The organism is Teichococcus aestuarii (assembly GCF_042651065.1).
GTDB lineage: Bacteria > Pseudomonadota > Alphaproteobacteria > Acetobacterales > Acetobacteraceae > Pseudoroseomonas > Pseudoroseomonas aestuarii.
This window is the reverse complement of record NZ_JBHSCH010000023.1, coordinates 27072-42983: the sequence shown is the minus strand read 5'-3', so window position 1 is coordinate 42983 and position 15912 is coordinate 27072. Positions and strand designations below refer to the sequence as shown.

Here is a 15912-nt window from a genome sequence, read left to right as displayed (position 1 = left end):
CCGCCCCCCGCCCCTGCCCGCGCGGGAGCCTTCAGTTCACCGTGGCGCCGGAGAGGCGCACCAGCTCCTCCACCCGCTGCATCTCCCTGCGGTAGAAGGCGGCGAATTCTTCCGGCGTGCTGCCCACGGGCTCGTAGCCGAGCTGCTCCATCTGCGCCCGCACCTGCGGGTTGCGCATCGCGCCCGCCACCTCCTGCGCGATGCGCCGCACCGCCGGCTCCGGCGTGCCGGCCGGCGCGAACAGCCCCAGCCAGCTGCTGAAGGCATAGCCCGGCACCGCCTCGGCGATGGCGGGCACGTCGGCGAGCTGCGCGGCGCGCTCGGGCCGGGTGATGCCGAGGGCGCGCACCTGCCCGTCCCGCGCCTGCTGCAGGGCCTCCACCACGGGGGTGAACATCACGTCGATGCGGCCGCCGATCAGGTCGGCCATCGCCGGCGCGCCGCCGCGGTAGGAGACATGGGTGAAGCGGACATCCGCCCGGTGCTCGAACAGCGCCGCGGCGAAGTGCTGCGAGCTGCCGGCGCCGGCGATGCCGCAGTTCAGCGCCCCCGGCTTCTCCCGCGCGAGGCGGACCAGATCCGCCACCGTGCCGGCCTTCACCGAGGGATGGACCACCAGCAGGCAGGAACTGAAGGAGATCTGCGTGACGGGCGCGAAGTCGCGCACCACGTCGAAGGGCAGGTCGCGGTAGAGGAAGGCGTTGGTGGCGTGCGAGCCCATGGAGGCGACGACGAGGGTGTGGCCGTCCGGCGCGCTGCGCGCCACGTGCTCGGTGCCGATGTTGCCGGCGGCGCCGGTGCGGTTCTCCACCACCACCGGCTGGCCCAGCCCGGCGGTGATGCTCTGCGCGACGACGCGGGCGCTGGTGTCGGTGCTGCCGCCGGGCGCGAAGCCGACGATGAGGCGCACCGGGCGGCTCGGGTTCCAGCCCGCGGCCTGGGCGCGGGCGCCGGCGCCGGCACCCAGGGCGAGGGGAAGCCCGGCGAGGGCGGAGAGGCAGTGGCGACGCTGCATGGTGGGGTTTCCTTCCCGCGGGGCATGGCCGCCCCGGCTGTTTGTCCAGGGGGCGTTGCCCGCCCCTTCTGTCGGCTGCGTCGGCGCGGGCGGCGCACCACCCGGGCCGGGGCGGGGGCAAGGCTCTCACCCCCGGAGGCGGAGGGGCCGCCTCAGGCGGCGGCGCCGCAGCGGCGGATGGCCTCGGCCGCGCCCGCCACCAGCCTGCGCATGCCGCTGCCGCAGGTGACGAAGTCCCGGCCGGCGCGGGCCATCACCCCGGTGGTGATGGCGGAGGGGATGGTGGGCCGGCCATCGAGCATGGCGCGGCCTTCGGCCCGGCGCAGGCGGATCGTGGGGGCATGGCGTTTCCTCGGCGGTCGCCCCTTGGCGGGGCTTTTTGGTTAATCGTTTAATCATCTAACGGCGGTTGCCGGCGGGCCGTCAAGGGCACCGGCTGGCGTGGGCGCCCCGCCTCCGCTATCCCGCCGCCATCCACCCCGGGGAGGAGACACGCCGCTGCGCCCGAAGCCTGCCGCCACCCCGGACGACGCCCCGCCCGGCGGAACCGGCCGGGGGCGGATCACCATCGCCGAGGTCGCGCGGCGCTGCGGCCTGTCCGTGGCCACGGTCTCCAATGCCCTCTCCGGCGGCGGGCGGATGGCGGAGGAGACGCGCGCGCGCGTGCGCGCGGCGGCCGACGCGCTGGGCTACAGCGCCTCCCCCGCCGCGCGCGGCCTGCGGCTGCGGCGGAGCTGGACGCTGGGCCTCGTCATCCCCGACATCGCCAACCCCATGTATGGCGAGATCGCGCGCGGCGCGGCGGAGGTGCTGGAGGCCGCCGGCTGCCACCTGCTGGTGGCCAGCCACGATTCATGCCCCGAGCGGCAGGCCCGCCATGTGCGGAACCTGCTGCGCCAGCGGGTGGATGGCGTGATCCTGCAGCCCTGGTCCTCGCAGGACGAGGAGGTGCCGGCCATGGTGGCGGCCGGCCTGCCGCTGGTGCTGCTGGCGCGCCGCCACCTGGCCCAGCCCACCGACCATGTGACCATCGACCCCCGCGCGCCCCTGCTGGAAGGGCTGCGCCACCTGGCGGCGCTGGGCCACCGGCGCATCGCCATCACGCTGATGGGCGGCCGGACCTCCACCAGCGCGGAGGAGCGGCTGGAGACCTATCGCGGCTTCATGGAGCGGCAGGCCGGCGGCCTGGAGGAAGGGCTGATCGTCCGCCTCGCCCGCGCCGACCTCGAATCCGGCCGCGCGGCGGTGCCGGCGCTGCTGGCCGCCCGGCCCACCGCCATCGCCGCCAGTAACGACCTGCTGGCGCTGGGCATCCGCGAGGGGCTGCACGCCGCCGGGCTGCGCGTGCCGGAGGATCTCTCCCTGCTGGCGGTGGACGACACCTACCTCTCCGCCCTGCCCGGGGTGGAGCTGACCAGCCTGGAGCTGCCCAAGCGGCAGATCGGCGAGGCGGCGGCGCGGCTGATCCTGGAGCGGATCGCCGAGCCGGGACGCGCCTGCGAGAGCATCGTGCTGCCGGCGCGGCTGGCCGTGCGGCGCTCCACCGCCCCGCCCCGCCCGGCGGGCTGAGCCGGCGCAGGCCGTCTCCGGGGCGGAAGGCCGGGATGGCTCCCGCCGCCGCCGGCGGCCGTGTCAGTTGCGCACGTCCATCGCGGCCCGCAGCCCGTCGCTGACGAGGTTGAAGCACATGCTGGTGACGAAGATGCAGAGCCCCGGCAGCATGGCGAGGAGAGGCTGCGAATAGATGGCGCTGCGCAGCGTGTTCAGCATCAGCCCCCACTCCGCCTCCGGCGGCTTGGTGCCGAGGCCGAGGAAGGAAAGGCCGGAGGCGATGATCATCGAGACGCTGATCAGGCTGGTGGCATAGACGAAGATGGGCCCGAGCACGTTGGGCAGGATGTGCACGCGCACGATGCTCATGGCCCCCGCGCCGCTGCCGCGCGCCGCCTCCACATAGTCGAGGTTGCGCACCGAGGTGGTGGTGCTCTCCGCCACGCGGATGATCTGCGGGATGAACACCAGGGTGAGCGAGAGGATGGCGTTGAACACCCCCGCCCCCAGCGCGCCGCTGATGGCCACCGCCAGCAGCACCGAGGGGAAGGCGTAGAACACGTCCGTCACGCGCATGATCAGCATGTTCACCCAGCCGCCGGCGAAGCCCGCGACGATGCCGAGCAGCCCGCCCACGCCGAAGGCGATGACCACGGGCGTGATGCCGATGAACCAGGAGAGCCGCCCGCCATAGAGCAGGCGCGTCAGCATGTCCCGCCCCAGCTCGTCGGAGCCCAGGATGTAGTTGGGCGTGCCGACCGGGCGCAGGCGGCGGAGCATGCTGGTCTGGAAGGGGTCGGCCGGGGCCAGCAGCGGCGCGGCCAGGATGGCGAACAGCATCAGCAGCAGGATGCCGCCGCAGGCCAGCGTCACCGGGTCGCGCCGCAGCCGCTTCCAGACGCCCTGCCAGTAGCCGGGGCTGGCGACCGGCTGCGGCGCCAGGGGGAGGCCGGCGGTGGTGGTGCTCATGGCTGTGCTGCTCATGCCCGCTTGATCCTCGGGTCCAGCGCGGTCTGCATCAGGTCGACCAGCAGGTTGAGGGAGACGAAGAACAGCGCCAGCACCAGGATGGTGCCCTGCAGCACCGGGATGTCGCGCTGGAAGATGGCACTGTTCAGCAGGAAGCCCGTGCCCGGCCAGGAGAACACCGTCTCCACCAGGATCGAGCCGCCCATCAGGTAGCCGAGCTGCAGCCCCATGATGGCGAGCGTGCCCGGCGCCGCGTTCTTCGCCACGTGCAGCAGGATGCCGCCCCGGCGCAGCCCCTTGCCGCGCAGCGTGTTGACGAAGTCCTGGTTCAGGATCTCGGCCACGATGCCGCGCACCGTGCGGGTGACGATGCCCATGGGAATGACGGAGAGGGTGACGGCGGGCAGCACCAGGTGGCGCATGTGCTCCCAGTTCCAGGCCCACTCGCCCGAGCCGCCGGGGCCGGCGCCCATCGCCGGCAGCACGTTCAGCGTGACGCTGAAGATGATGACCAGCACCATGCCGAGCCAGTAATGCGGCACCGAGACGCCGGCGGCGGCCAGGCCGACCGCCACGCGGTCGATCCAGCTGCCGCGGAAGGCGCCGGCGATGGCGCCGAGCAGCGTGCCGGCCGCGAAGCCGATGGCCGCCGCGATCAGCGAGAGGCGCAGCGTGTTCTGCACCGCCACGAACAGATCGTCCGTCACGGCGCGGCCGGTGGCGAGGGAGCGGCCGAGGTCGCCCTGCACCACCTTCAGCAGCCAGAGCCCGAACTGCACCGGCAACGGCTTGTCCAGCCCGTATTCGGCGCGGATCTGGTCCACCACCGCCTGCGGCGCGTCGGCGGGGACGATGGCGTTCACCGGGTCTCCGGGCGCGATGTGCACCAGCAGGAAGCAGAGCAGGCTGACCGCCAGCGCGATCGGCACGGCGTAGAGCACGCGCCGGAGGATATAGGAGAGCATGGCCTAGCGGCCTCCGGCCGGGGGATGAAGGGTCATGCGGCTTCGTCCACGCGGATGCAGCGGACGTTGCGCCCGGGCGCGGGGCTGCGCAGCTCGGGCATGGCGGGCAGGCAGTCCTCGCCCGCCTGCGGGCAGCGCGGCGCGAAGGCGCAGCCCTGCACGGGGCGGCTGAGGTCGGGCGGCGCGCCGGGGATGGTGGTCAGCCGCGTGCCGCGCATGCCGGCATGCACGGTGGCGCCCATCAGGCCGCGCGCGTAGGGGTGCAGCGGCCCGCGCATCAGCGCGGCCACCGGGCCTTCCTCGATGAAGCGGCCGGCATACATCACCGCCACCCGGTCGGCGATCTCGCCCGCCACGCCGAGGTCGTGCGTGACGAAGATGACGCCCATGCCAAGCTCCTGCTGCAAGCGGCGCAGGAGAAGCAGGATCTGGATCTGCACCGTGGCGTCGAGCGCCGTGGTCGGCTCGTCGGCCAGCAGCAGCTTCGGGCGGCAGGAGAGGGCGATGGCGATCATCGCGCGCTGCCGCAGCCCGCCGGAAAGCTCGTGCGGATAGGCAGCGAGACGGCGCTTCGCGGAGGGGATCTGCACCAGCTCCAGCAGGTCCAGCGCGCGGCGGTCGGCCTCGGCGCGGCTCACCCCCTCGTGGCGGATGATGGTCTCGGCGATCTGCCGGCCGATGGTGAAGACCGGGTCCAGCGCCGTCATCGGCTCCTGGAAGACCATCGAGACGACACGGCCACGGATGTCGGCCATCGCCTTCTCCGGCGCCGCGACGATGTCGTGGCCGCCGACGCGCACCGCGCCCTCCATCACCGTCTTCTTCGGCGGGTTGAGCCGCATCATCGCGCGCAGCGTGACCGACTTGCCGGAGCCGCTCTCGCCCAGGATGCAGAGGGATTCGTTCTGCGCCAGGGTGAAGTCCACGCCATTGACGGCCTTGACCGTGGCTTCGCGCGAGACGAAGCGGACATTCAGCCCGCGCACCTCGACCAGCGGCTTCGCGCCAGGATCATGCGGCATGGGGCATCGCCTTGCTGTGGCCGCTGCCGGGACTGTGCACCAGGCAGGCGGCGCGGTGGTCCTCCCCGGCCAGGGCGAGCGGCGGCACGGTGGCGGCGCAGACATCCTCGGCATGGAGGCAGCGGGTGCGGAAGCGGCAGCCGGAGGGCGGGTTCACCGGGTTGGGCGGGTCGCCCGAGAGGGGTGGCTCGGTGCGCCGGCGGTCGGGGTCCATCGAGGGGCGGCTGTCGAGCAGGGCTGCGGTGTAGGGATGGGCGGCCTTCGCGTAGATCGCCTCCACCGGCCCGAACTCGGCGACGCGGCCGAGATACATCACCAGCACGCGGTCCGACATGTACTGCACCACGTTCAGGTCGTGGCTGATGAACAGGTAGGTGAGGCCGTACTGCTCCTTGAGGTCCATCAGCAGGTTCAGCACCTGCGCCTCGACCGACTTGTCGAGCGCCGAGACCGGCTCGTCGAGGATGATCAGGCGCGGCCGCAGCACCAGGGCGCGGGCGATGTTGATGCGCTGGCGCTGCCCGCCCGAGAGCTCGTGCGGGTAGCGGCGGGCGAACTGCCCCGGCTCCAGCCCCACCGCCGCCAGCAGCTCATGCGCGCGCTCGATCGCGGTGCGGCGCGAGAGGCCGTGCACCTGCGGCGAATAGGCGATGGATTCCTCGATGGTCAGGCGCGGGTTCAGCGAGGCGTAGCTGTCCTGGAACACCATCTGCACCTGGCGGCGGTATTCCTTCATCGACAGGCCGCCGGGGCCGACCGTCTGGCCATCGAAGATCACCTCGCCGGCGGTGGGCTCCATCAGCGCCATGATGAGGCGCGAAGTGGTGGACTTGCCGCAGCCGCTCTCGCCCACGATGCCGAGCGTCTCGCCCTTGCGCAGGTCGAAGCTGACATCGTCCACCGCCTGCACCACGCCGCGCGTGCGGTTGAGCAGGCCACCCTTGAGGGGGAAGTGCTTGGTCAGACCCCGCACCGAGAGCAGCGGCTGCGCCGGGCCGCCGATATCCGGCAGGGGGCGGGCCAGTAAGGCTGCGGGCGATGCCATGGGCTCTCCGTCCGTGAGTTTCGCAGCTCCCGCGATGCAAATGGCAGGCCAGCATCATATTGCGCGATTCAAGTGCAAAAACCTGGGTGCCGGCAGGGATTGCACGCACCGCACCCAGAATCCGCCGAAAGAACAGGCATCCGGCGGCCTGCGGCCCCTTGCCCCCCTTTCCCTGTCTCAGCGCAGGCAGAGCAGCGCGGCGGGCGCACCCCGGCGCAGCACCACCACAGCGTTCTGCCGGAAGGCCCGGCCCAGCGCCGCGCCCGCCCGCGCGCCCAGGCCCAGTGCCAGCAGGCTTTCCTCGCCCTTCTCCGGCGCATCTGCCCAGGCGCCGAAGCCGGGCAGCACCCGGCCCAGCCTCGCCCGCAGCCGCGCCTGGGCGCGCCGGTTGGCCGCCAGCCCCGGCGTCCGCGACCATGGATTCCAGGCCGTGATGAACACCGCCCGGCGCACGGCATGGCGGGCCAGCAGGCGGTCCAGTTCCGGCTGGCGGCGGCCATGGAGGCGGGCCGTCACGCAATACGGCGGATTGCCCACCCGATAGAGCGTGGCACGATAAACTTTCTGAAACGGTGCACAGGCGGAATACATCACGCGCCTCCCACAGCGGCGGTTGCAACGGAAAAAGCCGGAGGGGCGGCCCGCCCTCTCCGCGCTGATCCTTCTCTCAGGGGCTGGGGTCGAGCAGGGCCAGGAAGGCGGCCCGCTCGGCGCAGGGGGAATCCGGGTCCCAGGCAACGCCCAGGCCCCATTCCAGGGGCGCCGCGGCTTTGGGCAGCGCCACGGGGCGGAACACCACGCCCGGCACCCGCATCCGCGCCGCCCATTCCGGCAGCAGCGCGATGCCGATGCCCGCCGCCACCAGGTTGACGATGGTCTGCTTCTCCTCCGCCTCCTGCGCCACATGCGGCGAGAGGCCCAGCGCGGCGAACAGGCGCATCACCCCGTCATGGCTGTGGGGCCGGGTGCGGCGGGGCGGCAGGATCAGCGGCAGCGGGGCCAGATCCTCCAGCCGCAGGCGGCGGCGGCCGGCCAGCGGATGCCGCCGCGGCAGCGCCACCACCGGGTATTCCTGCAGCAGCCAGCGGAAGGCGAGGCCCGGCTCGGGCCGCAGCGGCGGCCGGACGAAGCCGAGGTCCAGCCGCCGCGCGCGCAGCTGCGGCAGGATCTCCGAGGTCTTGGCCTCGGTCAGCCGCGTGGCGATGCCGGGATGCGCCGCCTGGAAGCGTGCCAGCAGGCCCGGCAGCAGCCCCGCCGCCGCGCTGTCGATGGCACCGATGCGCAGCAGGCCGGCGGGATGCGCCGCCATCCCGCGCACCAGCCGCGCCGCCGCCGCGGCATGTTCCAGGATGGCCCGCGCCTCGGTGGCCAGCGCATCCCCCGCCGGGGTGGTGGCCACCTGCCGGGTGGTGCGGCGCAGCAGCGCCGTGCCCAGCTCCTCCTCCAGCAGCCGCACCTGCCGGCCCAGCGCGGTGGGAAGCATGTTCAGCCGGGCGGCGGCGCGGCCGAAATGCAGCTCCTCCGCCACCGCCAGGAAGGCCCTGAGCTGCTTCAGTTCCACCGTGCCCTCTCCTTCCGCCCGCCCGCGAGGCTGTGCCGGCCGGGGCGGATTATCGCCTTTTTTTGCGCAATCTTTCGGATGCAGGGCGCGGCCCCAGCGGAGCCTAGCCTGGGCGCCAGGACCTGACGAGGAGAGACACCGTTGCGCGAATACAGCATCGCCGCCATCCCGGCCGATGGCATCGGGCCCGAGGTGATCGCCGCCGGCCTGCAGGCCCTCTCCGTGCTGGAGCGGCGGATGGGTGATTTCCGCCTGCATGTCGAGGAATTCCCCTGGGGCTCCGATTACTACCGCAGGCATGGCGTGATGATGCCGGCGGACGGGCTGGCGACGCTGAAGAAGTTCGACGCCATCTATTTCGGCGCCGTCGGCGCGCCGGACGTGCCGGACCATGTGACGCTGTGGGGCCTGCGCCTGCCGATCTGCCAGGGCTTCGACCAGTACGCCAATGTGCGGCCCACCAAGATCCTGCCCGGCGTGACGCCGCCGCTCCGCGACTGCGGCCCAGGCGACCTCGACTGGGTGATCGTGCGCGAGAACTCGGAGGGCGAGTATGCCGGCCATGGCGGCCGCGCCCACCGCGGCCTGCCGGAGGAGGTGGCCACCGAGGTGGCCATCTTCACCCGCGTCGGCGTCACGCGGATCATGCGCTACGCCTTCCGCCTCGCCCAGGCGCGGCCGCGCAAGTTCCTGACGGTTGTCACCAAGTCCAACGCGCAGCGCTTCGGCATGGTGATGTGGGACGAGATCGCCGAGGAGGTCTCGAAGGAATTCCCCGACGTCACCTGGGACAAGATGCTGGTGGACGCCATGACCATGCGCATGGTGCTGAAGCCGCAGAGCCTCGACACCATCGTCGCCACCAATTTGCACGCCGACATCCTCTCGGATCTCGCCGCCGCGCTGGCCGGCAGCCTGGGCGTGGCGCCCACCGGCAATGTGGACCCGGAGCGGCGCTTCCCCTCGATGTTCGAGCCGATCCACGGCTCGGCCTTCGACATCGCCGGCAAGGGCATCGCCAACCCGATCGCCACCTTCTGGACCGGGGCGCAGATGCTGGAGCACCTGGGCGAGCCCGAGGCCGCCGCGCGGCTGATGCGCGCGGTGGAGCGCGTCACCGCCAGCGGCCTGCTGACCCCCGACCTCGGCGGCACCGCCACCACGAAGCAGGTCACCGAGGCGGTGTGTGACGCCATCCACAGCGCGAATGTCTGACTGACAAGAACAGAAGAAGGGGGCGCGGGGGAATTCCTTCCCCCGCCCTTCCCCCCGGAGGAAACACCCATGCTCACCCGCCGTACGCTCCTGGCAGCCACCCCTGCCCTGCTGGCCACTCCCGCCCTGGCGGAGACCTTCCCCACCCGCTCCATCACCATCACCGTGCCCTTCGCCGCCGGCGGCCCGACCGACGTGGTCAGCCGGCTGGTGGCCGAGGGCATGTCGAAGGATCTCGGCCAGCCGGTGGTGGTGGAGAACGTGACCGGCGCGGGCGGCACCATCGCCGCCGCGCGGGTGGCGCAGGCCCGGCCCGACGGCCACACCCTGCTGATGCACCACATCGGCCATGCCAGCACCGCCACGCTCTACCGCAAGCTGCCCTATGACGTGCAGGAGAGCTTCGCGCCGCTCGGCCTCGTCTCGGACGCGGCGATGACGGTGGTGGCGCGCCCCGACTTCCCCGCCGCCGACCTGCCCGGCGTGCTGGCCGCCATCAAGGCGCAGGGCGACGGGCTGACGCTGGCGCATTCCGGCCTGGGCGGCGCCAACCAGCTCTGCGGCATGCTGCTGCAGCGCGCGGCGGGCCGCGCCCTGACCACGGTGGTGTTCCGCGGCAGCGCGCCCGCCATCACCGACCTGATGGCCGGGCGCATCGACCTGTTCTGCGACCAGGCGACCAACACGGCGCCCTTCATCCGCGACAGCCGCATCAAGGCCTATGCGGTGACGCTGCCGCAGCGCGTGCCGGGGCTGGACCTGCCCACCACCGCCGAGGCCGGCGCGCCGGACCTCGCCATGAGCACTTGGCACGGGCTTTATGCGCCGGCCGGCACGCCGGCCGAGATCCAGGAGCGCCTCGCCACCGCCATCCGCGCCGCGCTGCGCGAGGAGCGGCTGCTGACCCGCTTCGCCGAGCTGGTGACGGCGCCGGCCAGCCAGGAGCGGGCCACCCCGGCCTGGCACCGCCGCCATCTGGCCGAGGAAGTGGCGCGCTGGCGGCCGATCATCCAGGAAGCCGGGCAATACGCCGATTGAACAGGCTGGCGGGGGAGACTCCGCCATTCCGCTCGGAATCCGCTCCGTTCTCCTCCCCCTTCACCTTGAGCCCCTGCAAGTCCTCGGAGCCCATGAAGGCGGCCTTGGCGCCTTACGGAAATCAGGGCAGAAGCCGCCGGGCTCCACGCACCGACCTGCTTGGACCGGTTGGCTGCTGGTCCTGGCAGGCTGCACGCAGCCCGAGCCGTTGACGCGGGCGGAAATCGCCACACGGCCACCCAGGATCTGCACCGTGCCGGAGCCGGCGTCCAGGCGGCGAGGCCAGCCACGGTGTGAAGCCGGGCCGAGGAGGCGATCTCCCGCTGGCGGGAAAGCCTGGCCGCGATGGACATGCTGCGCCAGGCGGCAGGCATGCCGCCTCTGCCCGCGGCACAGGCCCGCGGGCTTGAGCAGCGGGAGGGGCCACCTTCAAAGGGCCCAGAAATGCCAGGTGAACAAGGTCTCGATGCCGGGCAGGGCGATCTCGAACTCGGCCTCCGTATCGCCATCCGTGTTGCCGTAGAGCACGCCGCCCTGCAGGTAGAGCTGGCCGGCGGCGGTGAAGCTGGCCTCCATGCGCAGCATGAAGGCCTGGTCTCCCGCGAGATCGGCATTGGCGTCGATGCCGGAGAGGTCGAGCTGGTCGGTATAGGCGGCGGCCGAGAAATCCGTCACCGTGTCCCGCGCCGCGCCGGGGCCGGCATCGCCGCCGGCGAAGATGAAGCGGTCATTGCCCGCGCCGCCGGTCAGGGTGTCGGCGCCGGCACCGCCGGTCAGCCAGTCATTCCCGGCGCCGCCCAGCAGCGTGTCGTTGCCCGCGCCGCCCAGCAGCGTGTCGTTGCCGCCACCGCCGCGCAGGGTGTCGTCGCCCTCCAGGCCGGAGAGGGTGTCGTGATTGCCGCGGCCGGAGAGGATGTCGGCGGCCGCGCCGCCCGTCAGGGCCAGGGCGGGGGGCAGCTCCAGCAGGCCGGAGCCGGGCAGCACCTCCTCCAGCAGCCCATCCAGCCCCGTGACCTGGATCAGGCCGTCGGTGAAGCCATCGCCATTGCGGTCCACCAGGAGCTGCGCGCCGGACTGGCGGAATTCCGGCTCGCCTATGGCCGCGAAGGCGTCCGCGCCGATGAAGCGGCCTTGCAGGGCCGAGAGATCGATCCTGTCGCCCACGGCGAAGTCGGTGATGGTGTCGGTGAAGCCGCCGGCCAGCTCGGCGGCGCTCCAGGCGAAGATGTCATTGCCGGCGCCGCCGGTCAGCGTGTCGCCGCCGAGGCCGCCATCCAGCGTGTCGGCGCCGTCGCCGCCCAGCAGCGTGTCCTGGCCGCGCCCGCCGGCGAGGGTGTCGTCGCCGCCCAGGCCGGAAAGCCGGTCATCCCCCTCCCGCCCGGCGAGGCTGTCAGCGCCGCCGCCGCCGGTGAGCTGGAGGTCCAGCACCCGCCGCAGGAGGCCGGAGCCGCTGGCGGTCTCCTCCAGCCAGGTGGCGGCGCCGATGGCGAGGGTGGCATCGCCCAGCCCGTCGCCGTCGAGGTCCACCGTCACCCAGCTTTGCGCCGAGACGGTGACGCGGAGCTGCGCGCCGCCCCCGGCCTGGAAGGCTTCGCTGCCGATGAACCGCGCGCCCAGGGCCGAAAGGTCCAGGACATCCTCCGCCTGCAGGTCGGTGACCAGGTCGCCGGCCAGCTCGGCGGCGCCGCGGAACAGGAAGGTGTCGGCACCGGCACCGCCGGTCAGCGTATCGGCGCCGAGGCCGCCGGCCAGAATGTCCGCGCCGTCGCCGCCGCGCAGCGTGTCCGCGCCGGTGCCGCCCTCGAGCAGGTCGTCGCCTTCGTCACCCTGGAGCAGGTCGTCGCCGCTGCCGCCAAGGAGCTGGTCCTGGCCGGCGCCGCCACGCAGCGTGTCGTCGCCCGCGCCGCCATCCAGCCGGTCGTGGCCTTCCAGGCCGAGCAGCAGGTCGCGGCCGCCGCGGCCCGCCAGGGTGTCGTCGGCCGCCGTGCCCTGCAGCGTCAGGTCCGGCACGCGCACCAGGACGTTGGAGCCGCTGCGGGTTTCCTCCAGCGCCATGAGGCCGTCCAGCAGCAGCGCCAGATCGGCGGCGCCGTCGCCATCCATGTCGATGGCCAGGACGGACTGGCCGTTCTCCCACAGCACCGCCATCTGCCCGGCCACGCGGGTCAGGCCGTTCTCTGAAAGGGAGAGGCCACCCAGGGCGCTCAGGTCGAGCTGGTCGCCCAGCTCGAAATCGGTGATGCGGTCCTCGCGCAGGCCGATCTCGTCGGTAGCGCGGTAGCGGATGGCATCGGCGTTCTCGCCACCCGAGATCACGTCCCGCCCGGTGCCGGGCTGCAGCACGTCGCTGCCCGCGCCGCCGATGAGGATGTCGTCGCCGCCTTCGCCGCGCAGGATGTCGTTGCCGGCGCCGCCGTCGAGCAGGTCGTTGCCGCCGCGCCCGGCCAGGGTGTCGTTGCCGCCTTCGCCATACAGCGTGTCATGGCCCGCGCCGCCGACGCCGATATTCGCCGTGTCGCCGCCGCGCCAGTTGACCACCGGCGCCAGCCGCAGCAAGCCGGAGCCGGGCGCCGTTTCCTGCAAGGCTCCCGCGCCGCGCAGCAGCACGCTCTGCTCGGCCACGCCATCGCCATCCGCGTCGATCTGCAGCAGCGTGTCGTTGCCGCTGCGCTGGTGGCGCGCCTCGGGGCGCAGGCCGCTGAAGGGCGCCTCCGCGATCCAGGCCGGGTAGCCAAGGTCGATGATGCGGATGAGGTCGCTGCTGGAGAGGTCGGTGATGGTGTCGGCCGCACCCGCCTGCGGGGTGATGACGAAGATGTCGATGCCGGCGCCGCCCTCCAGCGTATCGTTGCCGGCCCCGCCATCCAGCGCGTCATTGCCGGCGCCACCGGAGAGCCGGTCATGGCCGGCGCCGCCGCGCAGCGTGTCGTTGCCGGCACCGCCCTCCAGCGTGTCGTTGCCGGCCCCGCCGTCCAGGGTGTCGTTGCCGGCGGTGCCTTGCAGGGTGCGGTCCAGCGCCAGTTGCAGCAGCCGTGATCCGGGCGCCGTCTCCTCCAGCGCCACCCCGCCGGTCGCAACCACGGCGCCGGTCTCCGCCACGCCGTCGCCATCCGCGTCGATCCAGAGCATGCCGTCGCCGAAGCGGATCTCGCCGCGCGTGCCGGAGAACTCGGCACCGCCGATGAAGGTGAAGCCGGCCAGGGCGGCGAGATCGATGCGGTCATCCGCCGCCATGTCGCGGATGGCGTCTCCGGTCAGCTCGGCGGCGCTGGCGTAGCGGAACACGTCCTGCCCCGCGCCGCCGCGCAGCGTGTCGGCCCCCATTCCGCCGGCGAGGATGTCGTTGCCGGTGCCGCCATCCAGCGTGTCGTCGCCGTCACCGCCGTCCAGCGTGTCGTCGCCGCTGCCGCCGCCCAGCGTGTCGTTGCCGGTGCCGCCGTCCAGCGTGTCGTTGCCGCCGCCGCCGAGCAGGCGGTCATTGCCGCCGAGACCGGTCAGCCGGTCGTCGCCCAGCCCGCCATCGAGCAGGTCGCCGCTGGCGGTGCCGCCCAGCCTGTCGGCGCCATCCGTGCCGGCCAGGGAGACGGGCGTGACGCGCACCAGCCGCCGCGAGCCGGCGCTGGTCTCGGCCAGCATGTCGGTGCCGGAGACCCAGGCGCTGATCTCGGCCACGCCATCGCCGTCGAGGTCGAGCAGCAGCCGCTTGTCCTGGTTGCGCATCTCCCCCGGCGTGCCGCTGAACGCGGCGTCGCCGATGTAGCGCAGGAAGGTGAGCGGCGTGAGGTCGATGACGTCGCTGGTCGAGAAATCCTGCAGGATGTCGCCCTGCAGCTCCTCCGCGGCGAGGTAGCGGTAGGTGTCCTTCGCCGCGCCGCCCACCAGGATGTCGGCGCCTGCGCCGCCGATGAGCAGGTCCTCGCCGTCGCCGCCCTTCAGCACGTCCTCGCCATCGCCGCCGGCCAGCGTGTCGTTGCCGCCGAGGCCGATCAGCCGGTCGTCGCCGGCGCCGCCCGTGAGCGTGTCGGCGCCGGCGCCGCCGCTGAGGTTGAGCGGCTCGGCCAGTTGCAGGATGCGCGAGCCGGGCGCCGTTTCCACGAGGCGGTAGGTGCCGTTCAGCGTCAGCACGATCTCCGCCTCGCCGAGGCCGCGCTGGTCGATCTGCAGCAGCGTGACGCCCGGCGCCCAGGCGACGCGCATCTCCAGCGCCGTGCCGCTGAAGGGCAGCGTGCCCAGGAAGGCCAGGCCGGCGATGGCGGAGAAATCCAGCTGGTCGCCGCTGGCGAAATCGACGATGCGGTCGAGATGCGCCTCCTCGGGCGCCAGGAAGCGGAAGGTGTCGCCGCCGGCGCCGCCGGACAGCGCATCGGCGCCGCGCCCGCCGGTCAGGATGTCGTTGCCGTCGCCGCCCGAGAGGGTGTCGGCGCCGGCGCCGCCCGAGAGGGTGTCGTTGCCGCCCTGGCCCTGCAGGATGTCGGCCTGCGCCGTGCCGGTGAGCGTGTCGTTGCCTGATCCGCCGATGAAGTTCGCCATCCTGACCCCTGACGCCTGCGAAGGTGGCGCGCGACGGGCCTTCTGCCGGCCGGCGGGGTGGATTTAGCATGGGCGGGGCGGGGGCTTGCGGCGGGTTGCGCCTCAATCCGCACGGCGAGGCCGGGGAAGGGATTCCCCGGCCTCGCCGCTGTCTTCCGTTCAGGCGCCGGTGAAGTTGGGCGCGCGCTTGGCGAAGAAGGCGGCCTTGCCTTCCTCGTGGTCGGCGGTGAGGAACAGCAGGCTCTGGTAGTGGCGCTCCTGGTCCAGCGCGTTGTGCAGCCCCTCGGAGAGGATCTGCTTGGTCAGCGCCACCGCGGCGGGCGCCTGCGCGGCCAGCACGCGGGCGCGCTCCAGCGCCACGGCGAGCGCCTGGCCCTTCGGCGCCAGCCGGTCCACCAGGCCGATGCGCAGCGCCTCCTCGGCGCCGACCGGCTCGCCATAGAGCAGGATCTGCCGCGCCCGCGCATGGCCCACGCGCAGCGGCAGGGTGTGCGGCAGGCCGAGATCGGCCATCAGCCCCGCCTTGCCGAAGGCGGCCATGAACTGCGCGTCCTCCGCCGCCACGATGGTGTCGCAGGCGCAGGCCAGCGAGAGGCCGGCGCCGGCGGCCCAGCCCTCCACCGCCGCCACCACCGGCTTGGAGCCGCCGACCATGAGGCGGATCATCTGGTGCGCCGCGCGCAGCCGCTCCCGCCCCTGCAAGGGGGTGCGAACATCCATCCCCGAAAGGTCGCCGCCCGAGCAGAAATGCGCCCCGCCGCCGGTGATGACGATGGCGCGCACCGCGGGGTCCGCCTCCGCGCGGTCGAGGATGCCGAGCAGCGCGGCGCGCAGGGCGGGCGCGAGCGCGTTGCGGCGGGCGGGGTAGTCGAGCGTCAGGATCAGCACCGGGCCGTCCCGCTCCTCCCCCACGCGCATGACGGGCTGTTCGCCGCTATGGTCGGGCATGGACGTCCTCCTGCTTGCGGCGCTTTGCGCCCTGTCTGTCCGCAGGCTACATT

The 15912-nt window shown here is 73.0% G+C and carries 13 protein-coding genes; 3 read left to right on the top strand and 10 right to left on the bottom strand.

Annotation, left to right across the window (positions count from 1 at the left end; translation table 11 throughout):
- Nucleotides 1–31: 31 nt before the first annotated feature.
- Together ACFOY6_RS11200 and ACFOY6_RS11195 are read right to left on the bottom strand one after the other, a co-directional pair.
- A complete protein-coding gene (locus ACFOY6_RS11200; RefSeq protein ID WP_109515520.1) occupies nt 32–1015 on the bottom strand; it encodes a Bug family tripartite tricarboxylate transporter substrate binding protein in 984 nt (327 codons plus the stop codon).
- 152 nt (nt 1016–1167) lie between these two features.
- Entirely contained in the window at nt 1168–1317 is a 150-nt protein-coding gene (locus ACFOY6_RS11195; RefSeq protein ID WP_379632243.1) for a hypothetical protein, read from the bottom strand.
- Nucleotides 1318–1456: 139 nt separating this feature from the next.
- On the opposite strand from ACFOY6_RS11195, the gene ACFOY6_RS11190 reads away from it, so the two are divergent.
- Nucleotides 1457–2584 carry a LacI family DNA-binding transcriptional regulator gene (locus tag ACFOY6_RS11190; RefSeq protein ID WP_379650732.1) on the top strand — a complete coding sequence of 376 codons (1128 nt, stop codon included), beginning with the start codon at nt 1457–1459 and terminating at the stop codon, nt 2582–2584.
- Between the two features lie 63 nt (nt 2585–2647).
- Here the strand turns inward: ACFOY6_RS11190 and ACFOY6_RS11185 are convergent, their stop codons facing one another.
- From ACFOY6_RS11185 to ACFOY6_RS11160, 6 genes are all read right to left on the bottom strand, one after another.
- Nucleotides 2648–3550, bottom strand: a complete 903-nt coding sequence (locus ACFOY6_RS11185; RefSeq protein ID WP_245906087.1) for an ABC transporter permease — start codon at nt 3548–3550, stop codon at nt 2648–2650.
- Complete coding sequence (locus ACFOY6_RS11180) at nt 3547–4500, bottom strand: ABC transporter permease (RefSeq protein ID WP_379650730.1); 954 nt, start codon at nt 4498–4500, stop codon at nt 3547–3549. Before ACFOY6_RS11180 ends, ACFOY6_RS11185 begins: the two co-directional genes overlap by 4 nt.
- Before the next feature lie 32 nt (nt 4501–4532).
- Complete coding sequence (locus ACFOY6_RS11175) at nt 4533–5522, bottom strand: ABC transporter ATP-binding protein (protein WP_379650728.1); 990 nt, start codon at nt 5520–5522, stop codon at nt 4533–4535.
- Nucleotides 5512–6567 (bottom strand): ABC transporter ATP-binding protein, encoded by a 1056-nt coding sequence (locus ACFOY6_RS11170; RefSeq protein WP_379650726.1) that lies wholly within the window; start codon nt 6565–6567, stop codon nt 5512–5514. The genes ACFOY6_RS11175 and ACFOY6_RS11170 overlap by 11 nt, the downstream gene beginning before the upstream one ends.
- 177 nt (nt 6568–6744) lie before the next feature.
- On the bottom strand, nt 6745–7083 hold the full coding sequence (locus ACFOY6_RS11165) for a DUF3293 domain-containing protein (protein WP_181377985.1): 339 nt from the start codon (nt 7081–7083) through the stop codon (nt 6745–6747).
- Nucleotides 7084–7234: 151 nt separating this feature from the next.
- On the bottom strand, nt 7235–8128 hold the full coding sequence (locus ACFOY6_RS11160; protein WP_379650723.1) for a LysR family transcriptional regulator: 894 nt from the start codon (nt 8126–8128) through the stop codon (nt 7235–7237).
- Nucleotides 8129–8269: 141 nt separating this feature from the next.
- On the opposite strand from ACFOY6_RS11160, the gene ACFOY6_RS11155 reads away from it, so the two are divergent.
- On the top strand, nt 8270–9343 hold the full coding sequence (locus tag ACFOY6_RS11155) for a tartrate dehydrogenase (RefSeq protein ID WP_109515527.1): 1074 nt from the start codon (nt 8270–8272) through the stop codon (nt 9341–9343).
- Between the two features lie 69 nt (nt 9344–9412).
- Nucleotides 9413–10381, top strand: coding sequence for a tripartite tricarboxylate transporter substrate-binding protein (locus ACFOY6_RS11150; protein WP_109515528.1), 969 nt, complete (start codon nt 9413–9415; stop codon nt 10379–10381).
- A gap of 429 nt (nt 10382–10810) precedes the next feature.
- Here the strand turns inward: ACFOY6_RS11150 and ACFOY6_RS11145 are convergent, their stop codons facing one another.
- Both ACFOY6_RS11145 and ACFOY6_RS11140 read right to left on the bottom strand, forming a co-directional pair.
- On the bottom strand, nt 10811–14974 hold the full coding sequence (locus ACFOY6_RS11145; protein WP_379650755.1) for a calcium-binding protein: 4164 nt from the start codon (nt 14972–14974) through the stop codon (nt 10811–10813).
- 96 nt (nt 14975–15070) lie between these two features.
- Nucleotides 15071–15859 carry an enoyl-CoA hydratase/isomerase family protein gene (locus tag ACFOY6_RS11140; protein WP_109515530.1) on the bottom strand — a complete coding sequence of 263 codons (789 nt, stop codon included), beginning with the start codon at nt 15857–15859 and terminating at the stop codon, nt 15071–15073.
- Nucleotides 15860–15912 lie beyond the last annotated feature (53 nt).